We start from the raw sequence: 25,884 nt of genomic DNA, 5'->3' as shown, positions 1-25,884 counted from the left end.
ACCATTCTAGAGTCAGCGCCCGTGAGAGACTGTATTGAGTGAGGATTAGTGATTTCTGGCGGCTGATGGACGATGAATTCGGGGCCGGGTACTCGCGCGTGCTGGGCGGTTCCCTCGTCCTTGCAGGCGTAGGCGGTCGGACGGCGAACCAGGCCCTCGCTGCAGGCGTCAGTCCACGCGACGTCTGGCTTGCGGTGTGCGACGTGCAGGACGTCCCCGAGGAGCGTCGCCTCGGCCGCGACATCACGCCCCGCCAAGGCGGCCCAGACCTGATCTGAGGGGCTCCCGACCCCTGCCCGGGAAGCTGCTGACACGCCGACCGATTGTTCGAATATCTGTTCGGGTGCGGCTATGCTTTTGGCAGCGGGTTATCCACATACGCACGCTTGCCCGGGAAGAATGTCAGCGGGTGGCGCTAGCGTCGGTGATGACAGACAAAGGGCCGCTGAGGCCCCTCCAAAGCGAGAAAGCAATTAGAGGTGTGAACCATGGCGGCAGCCCCGGATCGTGAAAAAGCGCTTGAAGCAGCGCTCGCGCAGATTGACAAGCAGTTCGGCAAGGGATCGATCATGCGGCTGGGCGACGAAACACGCGCCCCCATCGAGGTCATCCCCACCGGCTCCATCGCGCTGGACGTCGCACTCGGAATCGGAGGCCTCCCGCGCGGGCGCGTCGTAGAAATCTACGGACCGGAATCGTCGGGTAAGACCACCGTTGCCCTGCACGCCGTGGCCAACGCCCAGCGTGCCGGTGGCATCGCCGCCTTCATCGACGCCGAGCACGCCCTCGATCCCGAATACGCGGCCAAGCTCGGCGTGGACACGGACGCCCTGCTGGTCTCCCAGCCGGACACCGGTGAGCAGGCCCTGGAGATCATGGACATGCTGGTGGGCTCCGGCTCACTGGACATCGTGGTCATCGACTCCGTGGCTGCCCTGGTGCCGCGCGCGGAAATCGAAGGCGACATGGGCGACAGCCACGTCGGCCTGCAGGCACGCCTCATGAGCCAGGCCCTGCGAAAGATCACCGGCCGGCTCAGCCAGACCAAGACCACTGCCATCTTCATCAACCAGCTGCGTGAAAAGATCGGCGTGTTCTTCGGCTCACCGGAAACCACCACCGGTGGTAAGGCGCTGAAGTTCTACGCGTCCGTTCGCATCGACGTCCGCCGCATCCAGACCCTGAAGGAAGGCGCCGATTCGGTCGGTAACCGGACCAAGGCGAAGATCGTCAAGAACAAGATGGCCCCGCCCTTCAAGATCGCCGAATTCGACATCATCTACGGCCAGGGCATCTCCCGCGAGGGCGGCATCATCGACATGGGCGTGGAGCACGGCATTATCAAGAAGTCCGGGTCCTGGTTCACGTACGACGGTGACCAGCTCGGCCAGGGCATGGAGAACTCGCGCCGCTTCCTGCGTGACAATCCGGAACTCGCTGCGGAACTGGAACGGCTGATCAAGGAAAAGCTCGGGGTGGGAACCAAGCCTGCGGCCGATGCTGAAGCCTCACCGAAGCTGAAGGCCGTTGACGGCTTCTAGCAATCGCCGGTCCTCTTCGGCCTTCGCCAAGGCCGGAGGGGACCGCACAGCAGGACCCGCCCCGGAACCCGCTGAGGACCGGGACGCAGATCCCGCGTCGGTGGCGCGCGCCATCGTGCTGCGCCAGCTGACCGCATCGCCCAAGAGCCGGCTGCAGCTGGAACGTAAGCTGGCCGAGCGCAACGTGCCAGAAGACGTCGCCGCGGCCGTACTGGACCGCTTCGCAGAGGTCCGGCTCGTTGACGACGCGGAATTCGCGGACATGTGGGTGCGGAGCCGGTCCCAGTCACGCCGGCTGGCCAGGGGAGCCCTCCGCCGGGAACTCGCGGACAAGGGCATCGACGCTGACACGGCGGCGTCCGCCTTGGGACAGCTGAGTGACGAGGACGAGGAAGCCGCCGCCCGCCATCTCGTGGAACGCAAGCTGCGGGCGGGGACGGACCTGTCAGACCGGGCGGAGCGGGACAAGGCCACGCGGCGGCTCGCGTCCATGCTCGCCCGCAAGGGGTACCAGCCATCGCAGGCCTTCCGGATCGTGGCCGAGGTCCTGGACGCCGCAGCCGCGGGTGCTCCGGCCGGCGAGGACTCCGGCGAGGACCCCGCTGACTGGGAGTGAGCGCACGCGGTACCCAGCGTACGCGGTACCCAGCGCACCCGGAACCCTTGGCAGCCGGTACCCTTAACGGGTGAGTCTGACCTATCCTTCCCCCGCATCCGGCACCGAAAACGCAGCTACCGGCGACGCTGAGGTGCCGCGCACCTACCAGGTGCGCACCTTCGGCTGCCAGATGAACGTTCACGACTCGGAGCGCATGGCGGGAATGCTGGAAGCCGCCGGTTATGTACCCGCGGACGGTGCCCAGGCCGACGTCGTGGTCTTCAACACCTGCGCGGTGCGGGAGAACGCCGACAACAAGCTCTACGGCAACCTCGGCCAGCTGGCGCCGGTCAAGGCCGCCAACCCGGGGATGCAGATCGCCGTCGGCGGCTGCCTCGCCCAGAAGGACCGCGAAACCATTCTGAAGAAGGCTCCCTGGGTCGACGCCGTCTTCGGCACGCACAACGTCGGCGCACTGCCCGCCCTCCTGGACCGGGCGCGCCACAACTACGAGGCGCAGCTGGAGATCCTCGAGTCGCTGGACGTCTTCCCGTCCACGCTGCCCACCAAGCGCGACTCGGTCTATTCCGGCTGGGTGTCCATTTCGGTCGGCTGCAACAACACCTGCACTTTCTGCATCGTGCCCGCCCTGCGCGGCAAGGAAAAGGACCGCCGGCCGGGGGACATCCTCGCCGAGGTCAAGGCCCTGGTGGACGACGGCGCCATCGAAGTGACGCTCCTCGGCCAGAACGTGAACTCGTACGGCGTGGAGTTCGGGGACCGCCAGGCCTTCTCCAAGCTGCTGCGCGCCTGCGGCGAGATCCCGGGCCTTGAACGGGTGCGGTTCACCAGCCCCCACCCGGCCGCGTTCACCGATGATGTCATCGACGCCATGGCCGAGACGCCCAACGTCATGCCGCAGCTGCACATGCCGCTCCAGTCGGGTTCGGACAAGGTCCTGCGCGACATGAAGCGCTCCTACCGGTCAGCGAAGTTCCTCGGCATCCTGGACAAGGTCCGCGCCAGGATGCCGCATGCCGCGATTTCCACGGACATCATCGTCGGTTTCCCGGGGGAGACGGAGGAGGACTTCCAGGCGACCCTGGACGTCGTCGAAAAGTCACGGTTCGCCACAGCCTTCACTTTCCAGTACTCCAAGCGGCCCGGTACGCCGGCCGCGGACCTGCCGGACCAGCTGCCCAAGGCGGTGGTGCAGGAACGCTTTGAGCGCCTCACCGCGCTCCAGGACCGCATCGCCGCGGAAGAGAACGCCAGACAGCTGGGACGCCGTGTCGAGGTCATGGTCACCGCCCAGTCCGGCCGCAAGTCCGAGGAAACGCACCGCCTCTCCGGCCGTTCGCAGGACCAGCGCCTTGTCCACTTCACAGTTCCCGAGGGCGCTCCTGCCCCAAGGCCCGGAGACCTGGTGACAGTCACCATCACGGAAGCCGCTGCCTTCCACCTGATCGCCGACCCGGCCACCGCGGACGACTACTCCCTGCGCCGGTCCCGCGCCGGTGACGCATGGGACAGGTCACAGGCCGACTCCTGCGGGGCCCCTGCGCCGGGTGCAGCAGGTGCCGCGGGGTCAGGCAAGTCCGGCGTGTCGCTGGGCATGCCCTCGCTCCCGGTGCGGAGCCGCTGACCCGGTGGCGGGCCAGCCCCCCGTCATAGCGGTCGTCGGACCCACCGGATCGGGCAAGTCCGACCTCGCCGTCGAACTTGCCCTGGCCCTGGACGGCGAGGTGATCAACGCCGACGCCATGCAGTTCTACCGCGGCATGGACATTGGCACCGCCAAGGTCACCGAAGCTGAACAACGGGGCGTGCGGCACCACCTGCTGGACATCCTGGACGTGACGCAGGAGGCGTCGGTGTCCGATTTCCAGCAGCAGGCGAGGGACGCCGTCGCCGACATCCACCGCCGCGGCAGGCGCGCCATCCTGGCTGGCGGGTCGGGCCTGTATGTCCGCGCCGCGCTCGACGTGCTGGACTTTCCGGGAACCGATCCTGAAATCCGCACCCGGCTCGAACAGGAGAACGCCGAGGCGGGCACCGCCGCACTGCTGGAACGCCTGCGGGCGGTGGACCCAGTCTCCGCCGGGCGCCTCGGCGATGCGCGCCGCATCATCCGTGCGCTGGAGGTGTTCGAACTGACGGGACGCCCGTTCAGCTCGTTCATGCCAACGCGCGAGTACCACCAGCCGGCCGTCCAGATCGGCCTGCAGGTGGACCGCGAGCAGCTGCGCGACCGGCTCGCCGTCCGCGTGCACCGGATGGTGGAGCGGGGGCTGCTGGCGGAAGTCGAACGGCTGGACGCCCAGGGCCTGCGCCGCGGCAAGACCGCACCGCGCGCACTGGGCTACGCCCAGTTCCTCAAAGTGCTCGACGGCGAAACGGACGTAGCGCAGGCAGCCGAGGAGACCATCGTGGCCACCAGGCAGTTCGCGCGCCGGCAACTGACGTGGTTCCGGGCCGATCCCCGCATCGGCTGGCTGGACTGGCAGGACCCCCGGCTGGCTGCCAAAGCAGCAGACCTCGCCCGCTGAGCCAGCACCAAAGCACTGGAAGAAGGACCCTTATGCCCCTCGCAGTTGCCAGCACGCCACAGCGCACCTCGCGGCGGCCCCTCACTGTTGCGGTCGCCTCGCTGTTGGGTGCGACGCTGTTCTGGGCCGGCAACTACATTGTAGGAGCCGGCGCGGTCGAGAGCATCGAACCGCTCAGCCTCGTCCTGCTGCGCTGGTTGGGCGCCGTGGTTCCGCTGCTGGTTGTCGCCCAGATGGCAGAGCGCCCGCAATGGAAGCAGGTGCTGGCAGCGTGGCCGTGGCTGGTCGCGCTGAGTGTGTTCGGACTGCTGGGCTACAACCTGCTTCTCTACACAGCCCTCGAGCACACGGATGCATTCAACGCTTCCCTCATCAATGCGTTCAACCCGGCACTCATCACGCTGGCCGCTGCCGCATTCCTCAGGGAACGCCTGACCCGCAGGGCAGTTGGCGGTGTCCTGGTCGCACTTGCCGGCGTGCTCCTTGTCCTCAGCAACGGCGACCTGGGCAAGCTGCTGCAGGCTGGATTCGGGACGGGTGAACTGTTCATGATCGGGGCCATTGCGGCGTGGTCCGCCTATACGATCACCGGGCGCCTGGCTCCGCCGCTGCCTCCGATTACCGCCACGGCCATCCAGGCTTCGATCACCGTCGTTGTGCTTACACCATTCAGCCTTGCTGCCGGCGGTCCAGCCCTGCCAACGACGCAGGGTGCGATTGCTTCCCTGGCCTTTATTGCGCTCTTCCCGTCTGTGCTGTCCTATCTGCTGTGGAACCGCGCACTGACAGTCATCCCCGCCGGCAACGCCGGCGTGTTCCTTAACCTCATCACCGTCTTCACAGCCTTGTTCACAATCCTCTCCGGGCATCCCTACACCTTTGCCCAGATAGCAGGCGGGGTAATTGTGATCGCCGGCATCCTCCTGACCAGCGCACGCGGTCCGAGAGGCGGAGCCAAGCCGTTTTTCTGCCGCCGCCGGCGGGCGGGTAACCTTGAACCATGAATGAAACCCTTGCAGAAACAGCCCGGCCCGCCGCCACCACACTGAGCGGACTGCGCTTCTCCAAGGGCCATGGAACAGGCAACGATTTCGTCCTGGTCGCTGACCCCGAGGGCGTGCACGCCATCTCAGCCGAGCAGGTCGCCCAGCTGTGCGACCGCCACCGCGGCATCGGCGGCGACGGACTAATCCGCGCCGTGCCGTCCCGGCTCCTGGACGAGGGCCGGCAGGTACTTGCCGAAAACCCCGACGCCGAATGGTTCATGGACTACCGCAATGGTGACGGTTCCCTGTCGGAAATGTGCGGCAACGGCGTCCGGGTGTTCGTCCACTTCCTCCTGGCCGAAGGCCTCGCTGAACTGCCTGCGGGCGGCTCGCTGACCATCGGCACCCGCGGGGGAGTCAAGACCATTGTCCGCACCGGCGACGGCTACGCCGTCGACATGGGTCCCTGGGAGTTCATCTTCCCCGACGACGCTGCGGCCCGCGCCATGGATTCGCTCGTCAGCGCCGACGGACTCGAGGTGGCGAGGCCGGCGCTGTCCGTCAGCATGGGCAACCCCCACACGGTCGTCGCCCTGGCCGAGCTGTCCGAACTCCAGGACACACGGCTCTTCACAGCACCCCACGTCGACCCCACTCCCGCCAACGGCACCAACGTCGAATTCGTTGTCCCGGCCGAGCCGCTGGTGCACGACGGCGTGGGCACCGTGACCATGCGGGTCCACGAACGCGGCGTCGGCGAAACGCAGTCCTGCGGTACCGGAGCGTGTGCTGCGGCGGTGGCCATCCGGCACTGGGCCGGGCAGGGCGCCCCGGACGCCTGGCAGGTGAAGGTGCCCGGCGGCGTCGTGGGCGTGAAGTTCTTCACCGTCGCCGGTGGCCGCGAGCACGTCGAACTGAGCGGCCCGGCAACGATCGTTGCTAGCGGGACGCTTTCCTGACCCGCAGGATCCTGAACGACTTGGACGTGCTTTCCCGGGTTACCGTGAAGGATTCGTCAAGCGCCTCCGCCAGCCAGCGCTGAAGCGAATCCGAGCCCAGGTTCTTCTGCACCACCAGCCAGGCCGAACCGCCGGGCGCCAGCCTCGGCAGCCACAGCATCAGGAGTGAGTGCAGCTCGTCCTTGCCGATCCTGATCGGCGGATTGGACCAGATGGTGTCGAAGCGGAGTTCCGGATCCACGTCCTGCGGCGTGCTGGCCGCGACGTTGCCCAGCCCCAGCAGTTCGGCGTTCCCGTTCGTGAGCGCGATGCAGCGTTCATTGACGTCCACCGCGTAGACCTGCGCGTGCGGTGCCCGCAGTGCCATGGTCAGGGCGATGGGTCCCCAGCCGCAGCCGATGTCGAGCAGGTTTCCCTGCGGGGCGGGAGCCGGAACCTCGGCCAGCAGGACCGCCGTCCCCTTGTCGATTCCGTCCGGGCTGAAGATGCCCGATGACGTCTGCAGCTTCCGCGTTTCACCGGCCAGTTCCACCGTGAGGGGCTTGCGGGTGAACGGCCCCGCAGGTGAGGCGCTGAAATAGTGGGCAGACTCCATAACTGGCCAGATTAGTGGTCCGCCCCGGCTGATGGGAAACCCGCCGGGTGCGAAAGCGGGTACCGGTGTTCTGCTATCCTTGAACGCATGTTCCTGATTTTTGAGTAGCCGGCTTTCTATGCCCGCGGCCTTCAGCCGCCGGTACCGGCCCGGGGCCTCCCTCCGATGCGATGCAGGTAGACCGCCTTCCGCCGGAGCGCGCAGCGTGAAATGCGGCGCAGCCCAACAGCACTCGATCAGTCCACTTCCCGCCGGCCCAGCCCGTCCGGTGCCGGCATGTCAGGAGCACCTCCATGACCCCTCGCAGTCAGCCCAGCGCGAATACCGCTGCCAAGGGCGGCAATCAGCACTATTCTGAAGATGCAGAACCTTCAAAGGAGACCATGACCAATCAGCAAAATTCCGGATCCGAGCCAGCCGCCCAGGACATGAGTCCCGAGGAGATCCAGGCTGTCATCGACCGGATTCTCGCCAAGGACGTCCCGGCCAGGAACGCATCGGCAGCCGGCGGCGGCAGCGCCGACAGCAAGGGTGTCCTGGGCAAGGCACAGGCCATCTCGCAGCTCGCCGAAGAGCACAGCACGTTCGACGGCGACCAGCAGGACCTCGAGGAACGCCGGGCACTGCGACGCACGGCCGGGCTGTCCACCGAACTCGAGGACGTCACCGAGGTCGAATACCGGCAGCTGCGCCTGGAACGCGTTGTTCTCGCCGGCCTCTGGAGCGAGGGCACGCTGGCTGACGCCGAAAACTCGCTGCGCGAACTCGCCGCGCTGGCGGAAACAGCCGGCTCGGAAGTCCTCGACGGACTGGTCCAGCGCCGTGCCAAGCCGGACCCCGGCACGTTCCTCGGAGCGGGCAAGGCTTTGGAGCTCAAGGATGTCGTGATGTCCACCGGCGCGGACACCGTTGTGGTGGACGCCGAACTTGCTCCGTCCCAGCGGCGCGGCCTTGAAGACATCGTCAAGGTGAAGGTCATCGACCGCACTGCCCTGATCCTGGACATCTTCGCCCAGCACGCCAAGAGCCGCGAAGGCAAGGCGCAGGTGGAGCTGGCACAGCTCGAGTACCTCCTCCCGCGCCTCCGCGGCTGGGGTGAATCCATGTCCCGCCAGGCCGGTGGCCAGGTGGGCGGCGCAGGCGCCGGCATGGGCTCGCGCGGTCCCGGTGAAACCAAGATCGAACTGGACCGGCGCAGGATCCGGACCCGGATGGCCAAGCTGCGGCGCGAAATCGCCGCGATGAAGCCGGCACGGGAGACCAAACGGGCCAACCGCCGTCGTAATGAAGTCCCGTCAGTGGCCATTGCCGGATATACCAACGCCGGGAAGTCCTCGCTGCTGAACCGCCTCACCGACGCCGGCGTCCTGGTGGAGAACGCCCTGTTCGCCACACTGGACCCCACCGTCCGCAAGGCCGAGACCTCGGATGGGGTTGGCTACACCCTGGCCGACACCGTGGGCTTCGTCCGGTCCCTTCCCACCCAGCTGGTGGAGGCCTTCCGCTCCACCCTGGAGGAAGTGGCGGATGCGGACCTGATCCTGCACGTCGTGGACGTGTCCCACCCGGACCCGGAAGGCCAGATCGCTGCCGTGCGCTCGGTGTTCGCCGAGGTGGACGCCCGCAAGGTGCCCGAGATCATCGTCCTGAACAAAGCGGACGCCGCCGACCCGTTTGTGGTGGAGCGGCTCAAGCAGCGCGAACCGCGGCACGTGGTGGTTTCGGCACGCACGGGGGAGGGCATTGCCGAGCTGCTCAAGGCCATCAGCGAGTCCATCCCGCGGCCGAACGTCAAGATGCAGCTGCTCGTCCCGTACCACCGGGGCGATCTGATCAGCAAGCTCCATGACTCCGACGCGGAGATCCTGAGCCTGGATCACGAAGAAGGCGGCACCCGCGCCGTGGTCATGGTCCGGGAAGGCCTCGCGGCTGAACTGGAATCCTTCAGCACCGATGACTGACGGGGCGGCAGCCGCCGGTGCCGCGGCCACGGCCGGCGAGCAGCGTGTGCTTGACCTGCTCGACCGTGCCGTGGCGGGCATGGGCGGCCAAAGCCGCAGCGGCCAGCACGAGATGGCCCGGCAGGTGGCACGGGCAATAGAAACGGGCGACCACCTGCTGGTGCAGGCCGGCACCGGAACCGGCAAGTCGCTGGCTTACCTGGTCCCCCTCATTGCACATTCCCTGGAGAGCAACAAGCCTGCCCTCGTGTCCACTGCCACCCTCGCTCTGCAGACGCAGATCGTGGGCAGGGACCTACCCCGGCTCCTGGAAAGCCTCAAACCGGCACTCGACCGGCCTGTTAAGATTGCGCTGGTCAAGGGCCGCGCCAACTATGTCTGCAGGCACAAGCTCGAAGGCGGCTTTCCCTCCGAGGAACCCTCGGAGGGCCAGCTCTTCTCGCTGGGCGAGGACACCAGCGTCCCGCACTTCGCCGCGGCGGTGGGCGGTCCGTCTTCGCAGCTCGGCAAGGAGGTGGTCCGGCTCCGCGAATGGGCGGAGCAGACCACCACGGGCGACCGTGACGAGCTGCTTCCCGGCGTCACGGACCGGGCCTGGCGGCAGGTGTCAGTCACGTCCATGGAATGCCTCGGCGCGCAGAAGTGCCCCCTCGCCGAAGAGTGCTTCAGTGAGCTTGCCCGCCATAACGCCACCGAAGCCGACGTCGTGGTGACCAACCACGCCATGCTGGCCGTCAGCGCCTTCGAAGGCCTGGCGGTGCTGCCGGAGTATGACGTTGTGGTGGTGGATGAGGCCCACGAACTCCAGGACCGGGTAACCGGCGCGGTTTCGGGGCAGCTGTCGGTGGCCATGGTCCACGCCGCAGCGTCCGGCGCCCGCAAGCACACCGGCATTACCGTTGACGCGCTCAACACGGCGGCCGCCAACCTTGAGGTGGCTCTCGCCGGCGTTCCCAGCGGCCTGCTGCCCAACGGCCTGAACGACGAGCAGCTGGACTGTGTGGACCAGCTTCGTGAGGCGTGCCGGGCGGCGCTGTCGGATTCCAAGGGGGACAGCAATACAACGGCCGACGGCGGGCGGCAGCTCGCGCGCTCCCGCCTGCTGGTGATTCTGGAGCTTTGCGAACGGCTCGTCGCCGCCCGGGAAAACCGCGAGGTGGTCTGGTTCTCCCGGAACAGCACGTTCGATCCCCAGCAGGGCTATTCCGCGCCGGACGAGACTGCCCCGGCGCTGGTCAACATCGCCCCGCTGAGCGTCGCAGGCCGGCTTCGGGAAGGCCTGTTCGCCGGGCATACGGTGGTGCTGACATCGGCCACCCTTGCCATCGGCTCTGCCTTCGAACCCGCGGCCGGCGGGTTGGGCCTGGTCGGGGAGGGCGCGCCGAGCTGGACCGGCGTCGACGTGGGGTCGCCTTTCGACTACCCCAGGCAGGGCATCCTCTATGTAGCGGGCCACCTGCCGAAACCGGGCCGTGGCACGTCCCCTGAGGCGCTGGACGAACTCGCGTCCCTCATCCGTGCCTCCGGCGGGGGAGCGCTTTGTCTGTTCTCCTCGCGGCGGGCGGCCGAGGAAGCCGCGGACGCCCTGCGCACGCGGCTGGATGTCAGCATTCTCTGCCAGGGTGAATCCACCATGACGGCACTGGTGAAGCAGTTCGCTGACGAGCCCGATACCTGCCTGTTCGGCACGATGTCACTGTGGCAGGGGGTCGACGTGCCGGGCGGGTCCTGCCGCCTGGTGGTCATTGACAGGATTCCCTTCCCGCGGCCGGATGATCCCCTGATGACCGCGCGGTCCCGGGCCGTTGCACAGGCCGGCGGCAACGGCTTCATGTCTGTCTCCGCCACGCACGCGGCCATCCGGCTTGCGCAGGGGGCGGGACGGCTCATTCGGTCCACGAATGACAAGGGCGTGGTGGCGGTGCTGGACTCCAGGCTCTCCACGGAACGCTACGGCGGGTTCCTGCGGGCCGCGCTGCCGCCGTTCTGGCCAACGACCGACCGGAAGACCGCCGTCGCGGCGCTGGAAAGACTCGCCGGCGCACAGGCCTAAGGAAGCCCCGGGCTGATGCTGCCCGGGGCCCAGGGCTCCCTGAAGGACATTCCAGCTCCCTGAAGGACGTTTCCGGGGACGAAGCCCGCGGTGGCCTCCGGCCCTGCGGCTACAGCGAGCGGAGTACGGAAACCACCTTGCCCATGACAACGGCGTGGTCGCCGAGGATGGGTTCGTACTGCGTGTTCTGCGGCAGCAGCCACGTGTGGCCGTCGCGCTGCCGGAATGTCTTGACCGTGGCTTCATCGTCGAGCAGCGCCGCAACGATGTCGCCGTTGACGGCGTCGCTCTGCCGCCGGACCACCACCCAGTCCCCGTCGCAGATGGCGGCGTCGACCATGGAATCGCCTGCGACCCTGAGCATGAAAAGCTCGCCGTGGCCCACCAGTTGGCGGGGCAGCGGCATCAGCTCCTCCACCATCTGGTCCGCAAGGATGGGGCCGCCGGCGGCGATCCGGCCGACCAGCGGAACCATTGCGGTATCCATTGCGCTGGGCAATTCGGACACGGAAGCGCCTGCCGTGCCCAGGGCCGGGGCCTTGTCCGCGCCGCCGGATTTCGCCGCCCCCGCGTCCAGGGTGAGCGGCATCAGGACCTCCATGGCGCGCGGACGCTTGGGGTCACGCCGAAGGTAGCCAAGCTTCTCCAGCTGCGAGAGCTGATGGGTCACGCTGGACAGGCTGGCCAGCCCGACGGTGTCGCCGATTTCCCGCATCGACGGCGGGTAGCCGTTCTCGTTGACCGAACGCTGGATGGTTTCCAGGATCTTCTTCTGGCGGAGTGTTAGTCCCTTGGGGGTCCGCTGAGACCGCGGGCTGCGCTGGGGAGCCTTGCCGTCAGAGGCCTGTGCTGCCATGTTCGCCAACGCCTTTCCGTTCCTCCCGGCCGCGGTAGCTGCAGTGGCCGGGAACTTCCGGCCTGAAAAATGTCAGACCCTGCTGATCAACTGCAGATGTGGTTGTTCTGTGATTTCCAACGTAGGCCAGCCATAGGGCTTTTTCAAACATTTGTTCTAGCGAGTCTCGACTTAATTCGGTGATAGGTGCTAAAACTGGAAAAAGCAAAGTTCGAACATGTGTTCTAGTGAGGGCGGTTTCTCAGCCCGGTGTTCGAACTGTCTGTTCGAACGCGAGGCAGTACAACTTGGTCCAGGAGGGCTCACGCCATGTCAGCTTCATCAGCAGTCTCAGCTTCACCAGCAATGTCGGCTTCACCAGCAGTCCCGCCGCACTCCCAGCCCGGCAAGCCGCCACGCCTGCGCCTCACCCGCCGCGGCCGGATCGTCCTCATCGGACTGCCGCTTGTTCTTCTTGCCGCCCTGATCTTGTCCCTGACGGGGCTGTTGAACTCGCCGGCCAAGGCTGCGGACACCGCCAGTGGCCTGACCGTCACGCCCACCGTTTCTGTCACCGTGCAGCCCGGTGAATCGCTCTGGGCCATCGCCGGAAAAGTCGACCCCGACCGCGACCCCCGGGACGTGATTGTGGACATCGTCCAGCTCAACGACCTTCAGGCAGGGAAGGTCATGCCCGGCCAGCAGCTGTTCGTGCCGAACAAATAAGCCGTTGCCGCGCGCTGGAACCGTCACAGTTTCCGGCCAGCCCTCCGGGTTACTTAAACTGTCTAGGTGACTGACCAGCTTGAGCGACTGAACCGACTGCCCCTGCGGACCAACCTGAGGGGGCTGTCACCTTACGGCGCCCCGCAGCTTGACGTTCCGATCCTGCTCAACGTCAATGAGAACACGCATGGCGTGCCCGCCGACGTACGGGCGGCCATCACCGCGGCCGTCAGCGAGGCAGCCACCGGACTCAACCGGTACCCCGACCGCGAATTCACCGAGCTCCGGGAAGCCCTGGCGGAGTACCTCGGCCACGGGCTCAGCGCGGACAACCTCTGGGCAGCCAACGGCTCCAACGAGGTCCTCCAGCAGATCCTCCAGGCCTTCGGCGGGCCGGGCCGTTCGCTCCTGAGCTTCCCGCCGACGTACTCCATGTACCCGCTCCTCGCCAGCGGCACCGACACCGCCTACATCGCAGGCAAGCGTGCCGACGACTACGGCCTCAGCGCCGAGTCGGCCGCGAGCCAGGTGCGCGAACTCCAGCCCAACATCGTGTTCCTGTGTTCACCCAACAATCCCACCGGTACCGGCCTGGGCCTGGACGTGGTGGAAGCCGTCTACGAGGCGGGCGAGGCCAGCCAGGCCATCGTCGTCGTGGACGAGGCCTACCACGAGTTTGCGCACGACGGCACGCCCAGCGCCCTGACCCTGCTGCCCGGCCGGGAGCGGCTCATCGTCTCCCGGACCATGAGCAAGGCGTTCGCTCTTGCCGGCGCCCGCCTCGGTTACATGGCCGCGGCGCCGGAGGTGACCGACGCCCTGCGACTGGTGCGCCTGCCGTACCACCTGTCCGCCGTCACGCAGGCAACCGCCCTCGCGGCCCTGCAGCACCGCGAGGCGCTTATGGCGGATGTGGAGGACATTAAGCGCCAGCGCGACCGGATTGTCGCGGAGCTGACACGGATGGGGCTGCGGCCCGCGGCGTCCGACTCCAACTACGTCTTCTTCGGCGGGCTGGAGAACCCCCATGAGGTCTGGCAGGAACTGCTGGACGCGGGGGTGCTTGTGCGGGACGTCGGCATCGCCGGGCACCTTCGGGTCACCGCCGGCACTGAGACGGAAACCACAGCCTTCCTGGAAGCCCTCGAAAGCATCCTGGCCCGGCAGGCCGCACTTCCGGCCTAAACTTGAACATGGACCAGGTCAGGTCCGCCCCCATCCTTCGTCAAAGGACATCTATCACCATGAGCGACACCGGAATCAAGGCTGCCGAGGCACGGACTGCACGCATGGAGCGCGCCACCAGCGAATCTTCCGTGCTGGTGGAGATCAACCTCGACGGCACCGGAGTGTCGGACATCAGCACGTCGGTCCCGTTCTACGACCACATGCTGACGGCGCTGTGCAAGCACTCACTCATCGACATGACCGTCAAGGCTACCGGCGACACCCACATTGACGTCCACCACACCGTTGAGGACGTTGCCATCACGTTCGGCGAGGTGCTGCGCACGGCTCTGGGCAACAAGGCCGGGATCCGCCGCTTCGGTGAGGCCACCGTGCCGCTGGACGAGGCCCTGGCGCACGCCGTCGTCGACGTCTCCGGCCGGCCCTACCTGGTGCACGGCGGCGAGCCCGCCGGGCAGGAGTACCACCTGATCGGCGGCCACTTCACGGGCTCGCTGACCCGGCACGTCTTCGAGGCCATCACGCTGCACGCCGGCATCTGCCTGCACATGAACGTCATCGCCGGCCGCGACCCGCACCACATCGTGGAAGCCCAGTTCAAGGCATTCGCGCGGGCCCTCCGTGCAGCCGTCGAGCCGGATCCCCGCGTCGAAGGCATTCCGTCCACCAAGGGAGCACTGTGACCGGCAAAGTACTGCGCGAGGGCGCGATCATCGATCCGTCGGCCACGCTGAAGCCGGCTTCCCCGGAGGGCAAGCCCACCGTCACCGTCCTCGACTACGGCTCCGGCAACGTCCGTTCCGCCGTGCGTGCCCTGGAACGTGCCGGTGCCGAGGTCATCCTGAGTTCCAAGCCCGAGGACGTGCTGAACGCCGACGGGCTGGTCGTTCCCGGTGTCGGCGCCTTCGAAACGGTCATGCGCGAGCTTAAGGCCGTTGACGGCATCCGGATGATCGGCCGCCGTGTGGCCGGCGGACGTCCGGTCCTCGGCATCTGTGTCGGCCTGCAGGTACTCTTCGAGGCCGGCGTCGAACACGGGACCGAAGCCGAAGGCATGGGGGAGTGGCCCGGCAAGGTGGAGCTCCTCCCTGCCGAGGTGGTGCCGCACATGGGGTGGAACACCGTCAAGGTTCCGGAAGGCTCCAGGCTTTTCGATGGCGTTGAAGCTGAGCGGTTCTACTTCGTGCACTCCTATGGCGTCCAGAACTGGGACTTCGAGGTGATCCAGCCCCGGATGGCGCCGCCCCTGGTCACGTGGTCCGAGCACGGTGCCCCCTTCATCGCCGCCGTGGAGAACGGCCCCCTCTGCGCCACCCAGTTCCACCCGGAGAAATCCGGTGACGCTGGCGCGCGGCTGCTCAAGAACTGGGTCGACGGGCTCCGCGGGCAGCCTTCCCGGCAGGCGGCGGACGCCTAAATGTGGTCCATTCTCCTGACGGGACTGGCCGGTCTCCTGGTGGGCGGTGGCCTGTCCTTCGGGCAGCAGCACAAGCCGCTCTGGATCCAGATCGGTTTCTACGTACTGGCCGCCATGTCGCTGCTGGCCGCCTACCTGCTGACCCTTCCCGGCAAATAACCAACTAACCCGCCGTGTGCGCCGCAGAAGCCGCCGCGCACGGGAACCAGCGCCTACAAGAACTGAGGACCCCTGATGACCAGCCAAAACGAGCTGCCGGTACTTGAACTGCTTCCCGCCGTCGACGTCGTAAACGGCCAGGCGGTCCGCCTGGTCCAGGGCGAGGCCGGCAGCGAGACGAGCTACGGAACGCCGCTGGAGGCGGCGCTCAACTGGCAGCAGCAGGGCGCGGAATGGGTTCACCTGGTGGATCTGGACGCTGCCTTCGGACGCGGCTCAAACGCGGACCTGCTGCGCGAAGTGGTTGGCCGGCTGGACATCAAGGTCGAGCTTTCCGGCGGGCTCCGGGACGATGAATCCCTGGAAAAGGCGCTGGACCTGGGCGTCGCCCGGGTGAACCTTGGCACCGCCGCCTTGGAGAACCCGGACTGGACCGCGCGGGCCATCGACCGCTTCGGTGACCGGATCGCCGTCGGGCTGGACGTCCGCGGAACCACTCTCGCCGGCCGCGGCTGGACCAAGGAAGGCGGGGACCTGTGGGACGTGCTGGGCCGCCTCGAAGAGGCCGGCTGCGCACGCTACGTTGTTACCGACGTGACGAAGGACGGCACGCTGCAGGGACCGAACGTTGAACTCCTGCGGCAGATGGTGGAAAAGACCGGCAAGCCCGTGGTGGCGTCGGGCGGTATTTCCAGCCTTGATGACTTGAAGGTCCTGCGCTCCCTGGTGCCGCTCGGCGTCGAAGGCGCCATCGTGGGCAAGGCCCTGTACGCCGGCGCCTTCACGCTGCCCGAGGCCCTCGACATCGCCGGCCGCCGCTAGGGGTATCGCCGTGACCGAGCACCACCCAAACTCCGCGGACGGCGGCGGACCGGGCGCGCACCTGCCGCCGGCACGCCGGCTGCCCGGTCACATCGAGGCCGCCCTCGCCGGGGCAGGTGGCGCCACCGATTCGGCGGGACAGCCCTGGGCCGGACGCAGCCTCGCCGGTGACGACGCCAAGATCCACAACTTCGAGGACGACGACGGCACGGCCGACGCCGGCTACCTCACCGCAGTCTCTGCTCTTGTTGCCGGCGACGGCGACGAGGCCGCGGTGGTTGCCTCGCTCGCCACCGCCCGTGTCTTTGTCCCCGTGGTGGCACAGCTGGCGGAGGAAGCCGAGGGCGCGCATGGCGTGCACGCCGACAAGCAGGCCGACATGGCGCTGGTGACGCTCAAGGCACCCGACGGCCGCCTCGCCATGCCCGTGTTCACCTCGGCGGCAGCCCTGGCGGCGTGGCACCCGGAGGCGCGGCCCGTGGCCGTTTACGCCGCGAGGGCAGCCCTGTCCGCCGTCTCCGAAGGCGCCGAGCTGCTGGTCGTGGACCCCGGCTCGGAAGTGACCTTCGTGGTCCGGCGCCCCGGTGTCTGGGCCCTCGCACAGCAGCGGCAATGGGTGCCGGCCTACGTGGACGCCGAGCTGGCCGCGGTGCTGCGGGCCGGAGCGGACGGCAAACCCGCAGTCCGTGGATTCGAGGTCCTGCCCGGCGGGGGAGTGGCCACCACCACGGCCTCAGGCCGCCGCGTCGATGGCGGCGGAGCCGGACCGGAACTGCGTGTGGTGCTCTATCTGGAGGACGGACTTGATGCAGCCGCGGTCCAGGCCCTCGTTGCCGGCCTCCAGGCCGAGTGGAGCCGGAATGTATTGTTTGGTGAGCGCGTTGATTCGATCGAAGTCAAGCTAAGGCGCGTCGCGCAGTAGCCGAGGGCCGGTGGGTCCGTTCCGGTGCTGTCCGGCGGCGGAACTGAGGACCCACCTGTGAATTTCAGCCTGTACCGCGAACTGCTGGCCGTTCGGCCCATCCGCAGGCTCCTGGCGGTCGGCATGATTGCCCGCATTCCCCACTCGGCGGCGGGCGTCCTGCTGACGCTGCACATCGTCCTGACCCTCGGCGAGGGCTATGCGGCCGCGGGAACGGCAGCGGCCGTGATGACCATCGGGATCGCGTTTGGCGCACCTTGGCGCGGCCGCCGGGTGGATACGGCGGGCCTGCGGACGGCCCTGATACCTTCCGTGATTTCGGAAACCGTCATCTGGTCCGTCGTGCCGCACGTCTCCTACCAGTGGCTGCTGCCCCTCGTATTTGTCGGCGGCCTGCTGACCCTCCCCATTTTCAGTGTGGTGCGGCAGTCCCTGGGGGTTCTGGCTGACGGCGACCAGCGCAGGACCGCGTTCGCGCTGGACGCGGTCAGCACCGAGCTGGTGTTCATGATCGGCCCGGCAGCAGGTGCTGTGGTGGCCACGAGCGGCCATTCCGTGCTGGGGCTGACCGCCGTCGGTGTCTCGACGTCCCTGGCCGGACTATTCCTGATGTGGTTCAACCCGCCCACCCGCAGTGCTGTCCGCAACGAATCCTGTGAGGCGGACGAGCAGGAAGCCGCGGAGGTAGCCGTTGTGGCCGCCGCCCCCGCACACCTGCAGGAGGCTGCGGCTGAGCTCGGTCCCGCGGCTGCGGGCAACAGGCGGCGGGCAGCCCTGAAGGGCCGGGTGGCACACAGCTTCGGCTGGTTCACCGCAGCGGTGGCCGCGGTCTTCGCAGTCGCAGCCGGCGCCGGCATGGTGCTCAGCGGCACCGATGTGGGAATCGTGGCTGCCCTGGAGACCGGCGGCCGCCAGGGCGAGATCGGCGTTGTGTTCCTCTTCTGGTGCGCGGCCTCGGTGGCCGGCGGTCTTGTTTACGGGGCCATGCACCGGCCTGTTTCACCGGTACTCCTGCTGCTGGGAATGGCTGCCCTGACCATTCCGATGGGCTTTGCCACCGACACACTGACCCTCAGCCTGCTGTCGCTGCTTCCGGGGCTCCTCTGTGCTCCGGTCCTTTCGGCCGCTTCCGAGAAGGTGGCCGAACTGGTCGACGAGGCCAGGCGGGGAGAGGCCATGGGCTGGTACGGGTCCGCCCTGACCGCGGGTGTTGCGCTGGGGGCTCCGCTGGCCGGAGTTTTCATCGACAGCATTGGCGCGGCGGGAGGCTTCGTGTCCGTCGGGGTGGCAGGGGTGCTGCTTTGCGTCGTCGGGCTTGTCCTGCAGCAGCGGCGCCGCCGCGCCGCCACATCCTGACGGTACCGGCGTTCGTTGGGCTGTTCGGTCGGAAGGGCTCCCGCGGGACATGCCCCCAGGCAGCCAAAACGGCGGCGGGCCGGCCCTGAAGAGCCGGCCCGCCGCCGTCGAAGTTCAATCGTTAGTTCACTGCACCGGTGAATTTCTCACCGGGACCCTTGCCCGGGGGATCCGGAATGATGGACTCTTCGCGGAAGGCGAGCTGGAGGGAGCGCAGTCCGTCGCGCAACGGACCGGCATGCTGCGAGCCGATCTCCGGGGCGGCTGCCGTCACCAGGCCGGCGAGGGCGGTGATGAGCTTGCGGGCCTCGTCCAGGTCCTTCAGCTCGGCGGCGTTCTCCTCAGCGGCCAGGCCAAGCTTCACGGCGGAGGCACTCATAAGGTGCACGGCCGCTGTGGTGATGACCTCGATCGCCGGAACTTCGGAGATGTCGCGGATCTGCTGCGTGACGTCATCCCCGGCACCGGGCGCCTGGTAGACGTGTGAATTGCTGTCTGGAGTGCTCATACTGGTAAGCTTGTCACAGACCGACTGGATGTCGTTATTTTGCCGTGTATGAGACCCACTGCCGCGAATGTGCGGTAAGCGGGTATCTTTCTGTAGAATTGATACTCAGTTTGCAAGCGGAGTTCTCTCCCACCCGCGTCAGCCGTTTTCCCTGGAAGGTTCAGGGCAGCAAGGTTGCCGGGTAACGGTCGGGCGGTTCACCGGGCATGTGCCGGGTGAAGTGCGTGCAGTCCCTGCGGGGGAGCACATCCGATCTTCGAGGCCTTCGATTGCTCCGGCAATTGGGGGCCTTCTCTATTTTGCCGGTGGAACACCCATTACAAACACAGGAGCTTTAACATTAGCGAGCCAAGAATCAATGAGCGTATCCGCGTCCCTGAGGTGCGGCTGGTCGGCCCTGCCGGCGAACAGGTAGGGATCGTCCGTATCGAGGATGCCCTGCGTCTGGCTGCCGAGTCCGACCTGGATCTCGTTGAAGTTGCACCGCAGGCCAAGCCTCCGGTGTGCAAGCTGATGGACTTCGGCAAGTACAAGTACGAAGCCGCAGTCAAGGCCCGTGAGGCCCGGAAGAACCAGACCAACACGGTTCTGAAGGAAATCCGGTTCCGCCTGAAGATCGACACCCACGACTACGAGACCAAGCGCGGCCACGCCCTGCGGTTCTTGGGAGCCGGGGACAAGGTCAAGGCCATGATCCAGTTCCGCGGCCGTGAGCAGCAGCGTCCCGAAATGGGCCTGCGCCTCCTTCAGCGTTTCGCTGAGGACGTGGCTGAAGTTGGTGTCGTGGAGTCAAGCCCGCGCATCGACGGCCGCAACATGGTCATGGTTATCGGTCCGCTGAAGAACAAGGCCGAGGCCAAGGCCGAAGCCCGCCGTGCTACGCAGCGCGCCGAGGCCAAGGCCCAGAACGAAGCCAAGGCAGCCGGCCGTGTCGACACCTCAGGTGACGATCAGGCACCGCTGACGCAGTCGCTTGCCGACCTTCTGCCGGAAGGCTTCCAGGTTTCTGCGGAGGCAGCGGCCGCTCCGGAAGCAGCCGTGGAAGCAGCTCCAGCAGCTGAAGCACCTGCTGCCGAAGCTCCCAAGGCTGCTGGAGCACCTGCCGCTGAAGCTCCCAAGGCTGCCGAAGCTCCTGCTGCTGAAGCACCCAAGGCTGCCAAGGTGGCCGAGCCCAAGCGCGAGGCACCCCGGGCCGAAGCGCCGAAGGCTGCGCCTGCTGCGCCGAAGGCCGCTGCGCCTGCTCCCAAGGCGGCAGAGGCCGAAGCGCCTGCCCCGGCAGCGCCGAAGCCTGCGGCTGTTCCTTCCCCGCCCAAGCCGGTGGCCAGGCCCGCTGCGCCGAAGCCGGTGGCACGTCCCGCGGCACCTCGGCCCACACCGAAGCCGGCGGGCAAGAAGACCAACTAGTTCGAAACTGCGGAAGGCATCCCCTTCAGGCAGCCAGCAACCAGCACGCCGTCCCCAGGGGCGGCTGCGCGAAAGACTGCAGACATGGTCTGCGGAAACGTTAGGAGATCGGTTCCCATGCCGAAGATGAAAACCCACAGTGGTGCTAAGAAGCGCTTCAAGCTGACCGGCACCGGCAAGCTGCGCCGCCAGCAGGCCAACCGCCGCCACTACCTGGAGCACAAGTCCAGCCGCCTGACCCGCCGCCTTGCCGGCGACAAGATCGTCTTCAAGGGCGACGCCAAGGTCATCCGGAAGATGCTCGGCATCTAATTTCCAAGCACTCTGACTGACTGCCACCTGGCACCAGTCAACTACCAATAAGCCTTCTCAGGCCGGCCGGGTCACCGGCAGTAGATGCTTGGGATCAGATTTTTGAAGGAGTACGCACGTGGCACGTGTGAAGCGGGCGGTAAACGCCCACAAGAAGCGCCGGGTTATCCTCGAACGCGCCAAAGGTTACCGTGGGCAGCGCTCACGCCTGTACCGCAAGGCCAAAGAGCAGCTGCTGCACTCGTTTGTGTACAGCTACGGTGACCGTAAGAAGAAGAAGGGCGACTTCCGCCGCCTGTGGATCCAGCGCATCAACGCTGCATCCCGCGCCAACGGCCTGACCTACAACCGCCTGATCCAGGGCCTGAAGGCCGCTGAGGTCGAGGTTGACCGCCGCATGCTGGCCGAGCTCGCCGTTTCCGACGCCAACGCTTTCGCTGCGCTGGTCCAGGTTGCCAAGGACTCCCTGCCTGCAGACACCTCCGCTCCGGCCGCCAAGGCTGAGGCTGCACCGAAGGCCAAGGCTACCCGCGCACGCGCTGCGAAGAAGCCGGCTGCTGCAGCTGCTGAGTAAGCAGGCAACTCCCAGTTCAAGGACCGGTGGCAACAGCCACTAAGGTTTCTTATATGAACGAAACCGGGCGCCCGCAAGACTTTCCACTCTCCAATCCCCGAGCAGATCGGGTCAGGGATGTGGCAAAGCTTGCAGGGCGCCCGGTCCGTTTAAAGCGCCGGCAGTTCCTTGCCGAAGGCCCGCAGGCGGTACGTGAGGCCCTGGTGCTGCATGGCAAGCGGATCGCTGCCGGACAGCCGGGCATAGTCCGCGAGGTGTATGCCAGCGAGGCCTGTCTGGACCGGTACCCCGAGTTCGAGGAACTGGCCGTGGGAACCAGCGCCCGGCTCGCCACGGACGACGTGCTGGCCGCCATGGCGGACACTGTCACCCCGCAGGGGATTGTTGCGGTGTGCGATTTTGTGGATGTCGCCCTGGCAGATGTGCTCGACGCCGGTCCGCGGCTGATTGCCGTGCTCTGCCAGGTCCGCGATCCCGGCAACGCCGGGACGGTGCTTCGGGCCGCAGACGCAGCCGGTGCCGACGCCGTGGTCCTGACCGGTTCCAGCGTGGACATCTACAATCCCAAGGCGGTCCGCTCAACCGCCGGCTCCCTTTTCCATCTGCCTGTCGTCCTGGGCGCCGACGTCAATGAGCTGGTGTCGCTGTGCAAGGACCGGGGGATCGGTGTGCTTGCGGCCGACGGCTACGGGCAGCTGAACCTTGACCGCCTGCAGGACGAGAACGCCGCACGCCGGCTTGGCGCATCGACCGCCGGCTCGGACTACGCACTGGAGAACCCCACGGCCTGGCTTTTCGGCAACGAAGCCCAGGGGCTGTCCGAGGACGAGCTTGCCCTTGCCGACCATCGGGTGGCTGTGCCCGTCTATGGCGCCGCCGAGAGCCTCAACCTTGGCACGGCCGCCACGGTCTGCCTCTACGCGAGCGCGAGGTCACAGCAGCCCCGGTAGCAGCACAAAGCCGGTAGCAACACAGAGGAGCGGGGGCCCACCGTGTGGTGGGCCCCCGCTCCTGCCTGTTTGTCTGAAATGGACTGGGCCTGCTGAGGACCAGTACCTGTGATCCGGACTGTTACGGTGCCCGGGTGCTGTGGCTGCGGCCGGTGATCGCACCGTAGATGCCTGCGACTACGAGGCCGCCGATGATGGCGAGGATCCAGGTGCCGAGGTCGAAGAACGCCAGGTCACCCTTGCCGAAGAGAAGGCTGCCGATCCAGCCGCCGACGATGGCGCCAACGACGCCCAGAACCAAGCTGGTGACCCAGCCGCCGCCGACCCTGCCGGGCATGACGGCTTTAACAATTGCGCCTACGATCAGGCCGAGAATAATCCAAGCAAGAAAACCCATTGTCTGCTCCTTCATATTCGTCGGGATCGATTCTTATCAGTCCCGATATGGCTTCAAGCTAACACAGTGCACGTTTCTTTGTCAGCAGGCTTAGTTTTGGCTTTTTTGCGGCGCCCGGTGGCGGTGTGCGGTGTCTCTTCCGGGCCGGACGGGTACGGTATTTACCAGACGGCGGTTCCATGCCGCCCTGTCCCATCCGTTGAAATTTCCACGTAAAGAGGTGAGCCTTCCTTGGCTGCAAACGGCGGTACCAAGGCGATTGTCGCGGCGCTAGCCGCCAACCTGACCATCGCCGTCCTGAAGTTCGTCGCGTTCCTGCTGACACGCTCCTCATCTATGCTGGCTGAGGCCATCCACTCTGTCGCCGACTCGGGCAACCAGGTCCTGCTGCTGGTGGGTGGCAAGCGCGCCCAACGGGCGGCCAGCCCGGAACACCCCTTCGGCTACGGACGCGAGCGCTACATTTATGCGTTCATCGTTTCCATCGTGCTCTTCAGCGTCGGCGGCCTGTTTGCCCTGTATGAGGCATGGGAAAAGATCCAGCACCCGCACGCGATCGAAGGTGACTTCTGGTGGGTGCCCCTGGCCGTGCTGGTGGGTGCCATCATCGCCGAGGCCTTCTCGTTCCGGACGGCCATCATTGAAGCCAACCACGTCCGCGGCAACCAGGGCTGGATCAGCTTTGTGCGGACCGCCAAGCAGCCCGAGCTTCCGGTGATCCTGCTCGAGGACTTCGGTGCCCTGCTCGGCCTGGTCTTCGCGCTGTTCGGCGTGGGGCTGACCCTGCTGACCGGCGACGGCATCTGGGACGCAATCGGCACCGGAATGATCGGCCTGCTGCTGGTGGCCATTGCCGTGATTTTGGCAATGGAGACCAAGTCCCTGCTGCTGGGGGAGTCGGCAACCAAGGACGACGTCGGGCGCATCCGGAATGCCATCGAAGCGGACGGCACCGCCATCATCCACCTGAAGACCCTGCATCTGGGCCCGGAGGAGCTGCTCGTGGCCGCCAAGATCAGCGTGGAGGCGGGAGATTCCGGACTGGACATTGCCAAGGCCATCGACGACGCCGAAGCCCGGATCCGCTCGGCAGTTCCCATCGCGCGGGTCATCTACTTGGAGCCCGACATCCGCCGTGCCCAGGTGGCCAGCGGGCCCGCCCTGGCGGGCGACTCAGGCGCCTAGCTGCTTAGCCGAAGACAGAGCCGCTGGCTCCGTGACACCTGTTACGGGGCCAGCGGCTTCTTGCGTTCCAGCAGGCCGCTGAGCAGGGCCACCATCAGCCCGAGAATGGCCAGGACAGCACCCACCAGCGCGGGCGCAACATAGCCCCAGCCCCAGGCGATCACCACACCGCCGAGGAACGCGCCCAGGGCGTTGGCGACGTTCAGCGCCGCGTGGTTGAGTGAGGACGCCAGGGACGGCGCATCAGGAGACGCGTCCAGCAGCCGGGTCTGCAGGGCCGGGACGAGCATGGACCCGGCGCCGCCCACCACGAACACCATGACGAAGGCTGACCACGGCCAGTGCACGGCCACGGCGTACACCACCAGCGCGACGGCGATTCCCGGCAGGACGCGGTAGATGGTCCCCATCACGGACTTGTCCGCGATCCGGCCACCGACGATATTGCCGGCCACCATCCCCAGGCCGTACAAGGCCACCACGAACGGCAGCAGGGCGGCAGGGACGCCGGCCACGGAGGTCATGGTGTGGGAGATGTAGGTGTACGTGGCGAAGAACCCGCCAAATCCGACGATGCCAATGAGGATGGCCAGCCAGACCTGCGCCCGTTTCAGCGCGCCCAGCTCCCTGCGGATGCTGGCGTCCGCATGCGCCTGCTGGAACGGAACGAATCTCCAGATGAGCGCCAGGGTCACCAGTCCCAGGACTCCCACCAGGACAAAGAGCAGCCGCCAGCCAAAGGCCTGTCCGAGCCAGGTGGCGAAGGGAACACCGACCACATTGGCAACGGTGAGCCCCGCCATGACCATGGAGATGGCCCAGCCCCGTTTTGTCGGCGCCACCAGCGAAGCGGCAATCACGGCGGCCACGCCGAAGAACGCCCCGTGCGGCAGTCCGGCGGCGAAGCGGGAGACCAGCATGCTCGCGTAATCGGGAGCGATGAACGAAGACAGGTTGGCCACGCTGAAGAACAGCATGAGGCCCCGCGCAAGGAACTTGCGCGGCAGTTTCGCCCCGACGGCGGCAAGTACAGGCGCTCCCACCACGACGCCCAGGGCGTAGGCCGAAATGAGGTGGCCGGCCTCTGGGGTGCTGATCCCGAGTCCGAGTTCGACCTCTTTGAGCAGCCCCATCATGGCGAACTCGGTGACCCCGATGCCGAAACCACCCATGGCCAGGGCCAGGATGGCGGGACCGATGCGCGTAGCGGCCTTGGGCGTGCGGGGAGCCTGGACAGTGGAAGTCATGTGCCTGCTTTTCGAAGGGAGATATGGAGTAGGCCTCGTTGCCACTGATATGTCTGATTTTAACAAGCTTCGCGGCGGGTTGGATATTCCCGTCCGCGGGAGGACGGCCTTATAGACAGGTGCCCCCATGAACCCGGGCCCTCATAGACTGGACCGGTGACTGAACTGATCAACGTCGTCGGCGGTGCCGTGCTCGACTCGCTCTCCGCTCCCGCCCGGCTTCTCGTGGCGCGCCGGACGGCGCCTCCGCAGTTTGCCGGCATGTGGGAATTTCCGGGCGGCAAGGTGGAACGGGGGGAGGCTCCCGAAAGTGCCCTGCACCGGGAGCTCCGTGAAGAACTCGGCATCGGCGTCGTGCTTGGGAAGGAGCTGGAAGCGCCAGGACCGGCCGGCTGGCCCCTGAACGAGAAAGCCGTGATGCGGGTGTGGTTCGCGGAAGTGGCCGATGGCCACCCCCGGCCGCTTGAGGACCACGATGAACTTCGCTGGGTCAGCATCCGCGAAGGTGAGGAAGCTCTCAGCCTGCCCTGGATTCCGGCCGACCTCCCGATTGTCCAGGCGCTGCTCGCCAACGTCGCCGCGGCGGCCCGTGCGGGCTCGGTCCCCGGAAGCTAACACCACCCTTCACGGCTTTCCCGCG

Annotated in this window: 28 protein-coding genes; 23 read left to right on the top strand and 5 right to left on the bottom strand. The window is 66.8% G+C overall.

All coding sequences use genetic code 11. The features are described from left to right. Positions 1–38: 38 nt before the first annotated feature. The 7 genes from ARGLB_RS03045 to dapF all read left to right on the top strand — a co-directional run bounded on the left by ARGLB_RS03045 (position 39) and on the right by dapF (position 6,633). Positions 39–278 carry a DUF3046 domain-containing protein gene (locus tag ARGLB_RS03045; RefSeq protein WP_003798761.1) on the top strand — a complete coding sequence of 80 codons (240 nt, stop codon included), beginning with the start codon at positions 39–41 and terminating at the stop codon, positions 276–278. 210 nt (positions 279–488) lie between these two features. Next, positions 489–1,541 (top strand): recombinase RecA, encoded by a 1,053-nt coding sequence (recA, locus tag ARGLB_RS03040; RefSeq protein ID WP_003798759.1) that lies wholly within the window; start codon positions 489–491, stop codon positions 1,539–1,541. A 100-nt stretch (positions 1,542–1,641) separates the two neighbouring features. Beyond that, on the top strand, positions 1,642–2,157 hold the full coding sequence (locus tag ARGLB_RS03035; protein ID WP_043417780.1) for a regulatory protein RecX: 516 nt from the start codon (positions 1,642–1,644) through the stop codon (positions 2,155–2,157). Between the two features lie 70 nt (positions 2,158–2,227). Beyond that, entirely contained in the window at positions 2,228–3,784 is a 1,557-nt protein-coding gene (miaB, locus tag ARGLB_RS03030; protein ID WP_003798755.1) for a tRNA (N6-isopentenyl adenosine(37)-C2)-methylthiotransferase MiaB, read from the top strand. A gap of 4 nt (positions 3,785–3,788) precedes the next feature. Beyond that, on the top strand, positions 3,789–4,688 hold the full coding sequence (gene miaA / locus ARGLB_RS03025) for a tRNA (adenosine(37)-N6)-dimethylallyltransferase MiaA (RefSeq protein WP_003798751.1): 900 nt from the start codon (positions 3,789–3,791) through the stop codon (positions 4,686–4,688). Between the two features lie 32 nt (positions 4,689–4,720). Further along, entirely contained in the window at positions 4,721–5,692 is a 972-nt protein-coding gene (locus ARGLB_RS03020) for a DMT family transporter (protein WP_003798749.1), read from the top strand. Further along, positions 5,689–6,633: a diaminopimelate epimerase gene (dapF, locus tag ARGLB_RS03015; protein ID WP_003798748.1), complete on the top strand. Its 945-nt coding sequence runs from the start codon at positions 5,689–5,691 to the stop codon at positions 6,631–6,633. The genes ARGLB_RS03020 and dapF overlap by 4 nt, the downstream gene beginning before the upstream one ends. Here the strand turns inward: dapF and ARGLB_RS03010 are convergent. Continuing rightward, a complete protein-coding gene (locus ARGLB_RS03010; RefSeq protein WP_003798746.1) occupies positions 6,614–7,228 on the bottom strand; it encodes a class I SAM-dependent methyltransferase in 615 nt (204 codons plus the stop codon). The two genes, dapF and ARGLB_RS03010, sit on opposite strands and share 20 nt — an antisense overlap. Positions 7,229–7,611: 383 nt before the next feature. Between ARGLB_RS03010 and hflX the strand changes: the two genes are divergently transcribed. Both hflX and ARGLB_RS03000 read left to right on the top strand, forming a co-directional pair. Beyond that, positions 7,612–9,189, top strand: coding sequence for a GTPase HflX (gene hflX, locus ARGLB_RS03005; protein ID WP_003798745.1), 1,578 nt, complete (start codon positions 7,612–7,614; stop codon positions 9,187–9,189). Beyond that, entirely contained in the window at positions 9,182–11,242 is a 2,061-nt protein-coding gene (locus tag ARGLB_RS03000; RefSeq protein WP_003798743.1) for an ATP-dependent DNA helicase, read from the top strand. The genes hflX and ARGLB_RS03000 overlap by 8 nt, the downstream gene beginning before the upstream one ends. A gap of 109 nt (positions 11,243–11,351) precedes the next feature. Here the strand turns inward: ARGLB_RS03000 and lexA are convergent, their stop codons facing one another. Further along, positions 11,352–12,098, bottom strand: coding sequence for a transcriptional repressor LexA (gene lexA, locus ARGLB_RS02995; RefSeq protein WP_043417792.1), 747 nt, complete (start codon positions 12,096–12,098; stop codon positions 11,352–11,354). 345 nt (positions 12,099–12,443) lie between these two features. Between lexA and ARGLB_RS02990 the strand changes: the two genes are divergently transcribed. The 8 genes from ARGLB_RS02990 (at position 12,444) to ARGLB_RS02960 (ending at position 18,667) form a co-directional block, all read left to right on the top strand. Next, positions 12,444–12,803 (top strand): LysM peptidoglycan-binding domain-containing protein, encoded by a 360-nt coding sequence (locus tag ARGLB_RS02990; protein WP_003798739.1) that lies wholly within the window; start codon positions 12,444–12,446, stop codon positions 12,801–12,803. Positions 12,804–12,869: 66 nt separating this feature from the next. Beyond that, on the top strand, positions 12,870–13,988 hold the full coding sequence (locus tag ARGLB_RS02985; protein WP_003798737.1) for a histidinol-phosphate transaminase: 1,119 nt from the start codon (positions 12,870–12,872) through the stop codon (positions 13,986–13,988). Between the two features lie 59 nt (positions 13,989–14,047). Next, complete coding sequence (hisB, locus tag ARGLB_RS02980) at positions 14,048–14,674, top strand: imidazoleglycerol-phosphate dehydratase HisB (protein WP_003798736.1); 627 nt, start codon at positions 14,048–14,050, stop codon at positions 14,672–14,674. Then, positions 14,671–15,408: an imidazole glycerol phosphate synthase subunit HisH gene (hisH, locus tag ARGLB_RS02975; RefSeq protein WP_003798735.1), complete on the top strand. Its 738-nt coding sequence runs from the start codon at positions 14,671–14,673 to the stop codon at positions 15,406–15,408. Before hisB ends, hisH begins: the two co-directional genes overlap by 4 nt. Further along, positions 15,409–15,567 (top strand): CG2302 family histidine operon protein, encoded by a 159-nt coding sequence (locus ARGLB_RS23495; protein ID WP_003798731.1) that lies wholly within the window; start codon positions 15,409–15,411, stop codon positions 15,565–15,567. Positions 15,568–15,642: 75 nt separating this feature from the next. Continuing rightward, positions 15,643–16,389 (top strand): bifunctional 1-(5-phosphoribosyl)-5-((5-phosphoribosylamino)methylideneamino)imidazole-4-carboxamide isomerase/phosphoribosylanthranilate isomerase PriA, encoded by a 747-nt coding sequence (priA, locus tag ARGLB_RS02970; RefSeq protein WP_003798729.1) that lies wholly within the window; start codon positions 15,643–15,645, stop codon positions 16,387–16,389. 10 nt (positions 16,390–16,399) lie between these two features. Further along, the gene (locus ARGLB_RS02965) at positions 16,400–17,311 is read left to right on the top strand and encodes an SseB family protein (protein WP_003798727.1); all 912 of its coding nucleotides are present in this window, start codon (positions 16,400–16,402) and stop codon (positions 17,309–17,311) included. Between the two features lie 57 nt (positions 17,312–17,368). Next, complete coding sequence (locus ARGLB_RS02960; protein ID WP_003798725.1) at positions 17,369–18,667, top strand: MFS transporter; 1,299 nt, start codon at positions 17,369–17,371, stop codon at positions 18,665–18,667. 121 nt (positions 18,668–18,788) lie between these two features. Here the strand turns inward: ARGLB_RS02960 and ARGLB_RS02955 are convergent, their stop codons facing one another. Further along, a complete protein-coding gene (locus ARGLB_RS02955) occupies positions 18,789–19,175 on the bottom strand; it encodes a DUF1844 domain-containing protein (RefSeq protein ID WP_003798723.1) in 387 nt (128 codons plus the stop codon). Between the two features lie 381 nt (positions 19,176–19,556). Here ARGLB_RS02955 and infC point away from each other — a divergent pair, with 381 nt between their 5' ends. The 4 genes from infC to ARGLB_RS02935 all read left to right on the top strand — a co-directional run bounded on the left by infC (position 19,557) and on the right by ARGLB_RS02935 (position 22,415). After that, complete coding sequence (gene infC / locus ARGLB_RS02950) at positions 19,557–20,579, top strand: translation initiation factor IF-3 (RefSeq protein WP_043417778.1); 1,023 nt, start codon at positions 19,557–19,559, stop codon at positions 20,577–20,579. Positions 20,580–20,696: 117 nt separating this feature from the next. Beyond that, positions 20,697–20,891, top strand: coding sequence for a 50S ribosomal protein L35 (gene rpmI, locus ARGLB_RS02945; protein WP_003798720.1), 195 nt, complete (start codon positions 20,697–20,699; stop codon positions 20,889–20,891). Between the two features lie 118 nt (positions 20,892–21,009). Then, positions 21,010–21,465, top strand: a complete 456-nt coding sequence (gene rplT / locus ARGLB_RS02940; protein WP_003798718.1) for a 50S ribosomal protein L20 — start codon at positions 21,010–21,012, stop codon at positions 21,463–21,465. A 53-nt stretch (positions 21,466–21,518) separates the two neighbouring features. Further along, positions 21,519–22,415 (top strand): TrmH family RNA methyltransferase, encoded by an 897-nt coding sequence (locus ARGLB_RS02935; protein ID WP_043417777.1) that lies wholly within the window; start codon positions 21,519–21,521, stop codon positions 22,413–22,415. Between the two features lie 121 nt (positions 22,416–22,536). On the opposite strand, the gene ARGLB_RS02930 is transcribed toward ARGLB_RS02935, so the two are convergent. Next, positions 22,537–22,812, bottom strand: coding sequence for a GlsB/YeaQ/YmgE family stress response membrane protein (locus ARGLB_RS02930; protein WP_003798714.1), 276 nt, complete (start codon positions 22,810–22,812; stop codon positions 22,537–22,539). A gap of 231 nt (positions 22,813–23,043) precedes the next feature. On the opposite strand from ARGLB_RS02930, the gene ARGLB_RS02925 reads away from it, so the two are divergent. Continuing rightward, complete coding sequence (locus tag ARGLB_RS02925) at positions 23,044–23,997, top strand: cation diffusion facilitator family transporter (RefSeq protein WP_003798712.1); 954 nt, start codon at positions 23,044–23,046, stop codon at positions 23,995–23,997. A gap of 41 nt (positions 23,998–24,038) precedes the next feature. On the opposite strand, the gene ARGLB_RS02920 is transcribed toward ARGLB_RS02925, so the two are convergent. Further along, positions 24,039–25,244, bottom strand: coding sequence for an MFS transporter (locus tag ARGLB_RS02920; RefSeq protein ID WP_003798710.1), 1,206 nt, complete (start codon positions 25,242–25,244; stop codon positions 24,039–24,041). 156 nt (positions 25,245–25,400) lie between these two features. Between ARGLB_RS02920 and ARGLB_RS02915 the strand changes: the two genes are divergently transcribed. After that, the gene (locus ARGLB_RS02915) at positions 25,401–25,859 is read left to right on the top strand and encodes a (deoxy)nucleoside triphosphate pyrophosphohydrolase (protein WP_003798708.1); all 459 of its coding nucleotides are present in this window, start codon (positions 25,401–25,403) and stop codon (positions 25,857–25,859) included. Positions 25,860–25,884: the final 25 nt, after the last annotated feature.

Origin of the sequence: Arthrobacter globiformis NBRC 12137, from assembly GCF_000238915.1 — a bacterium.
Lineage (GTDB): Bacteria > Actinomycetota > Actinomycetes > Actinomycetales > Micrococcaceae > Arthrobacter > Arthrobacter globiformis.
The sequence above is the reverse complement of the archived record's forward strand: the minus strand, read 5'-3'. Positions and strand labels throughout refer to the sequence as shown.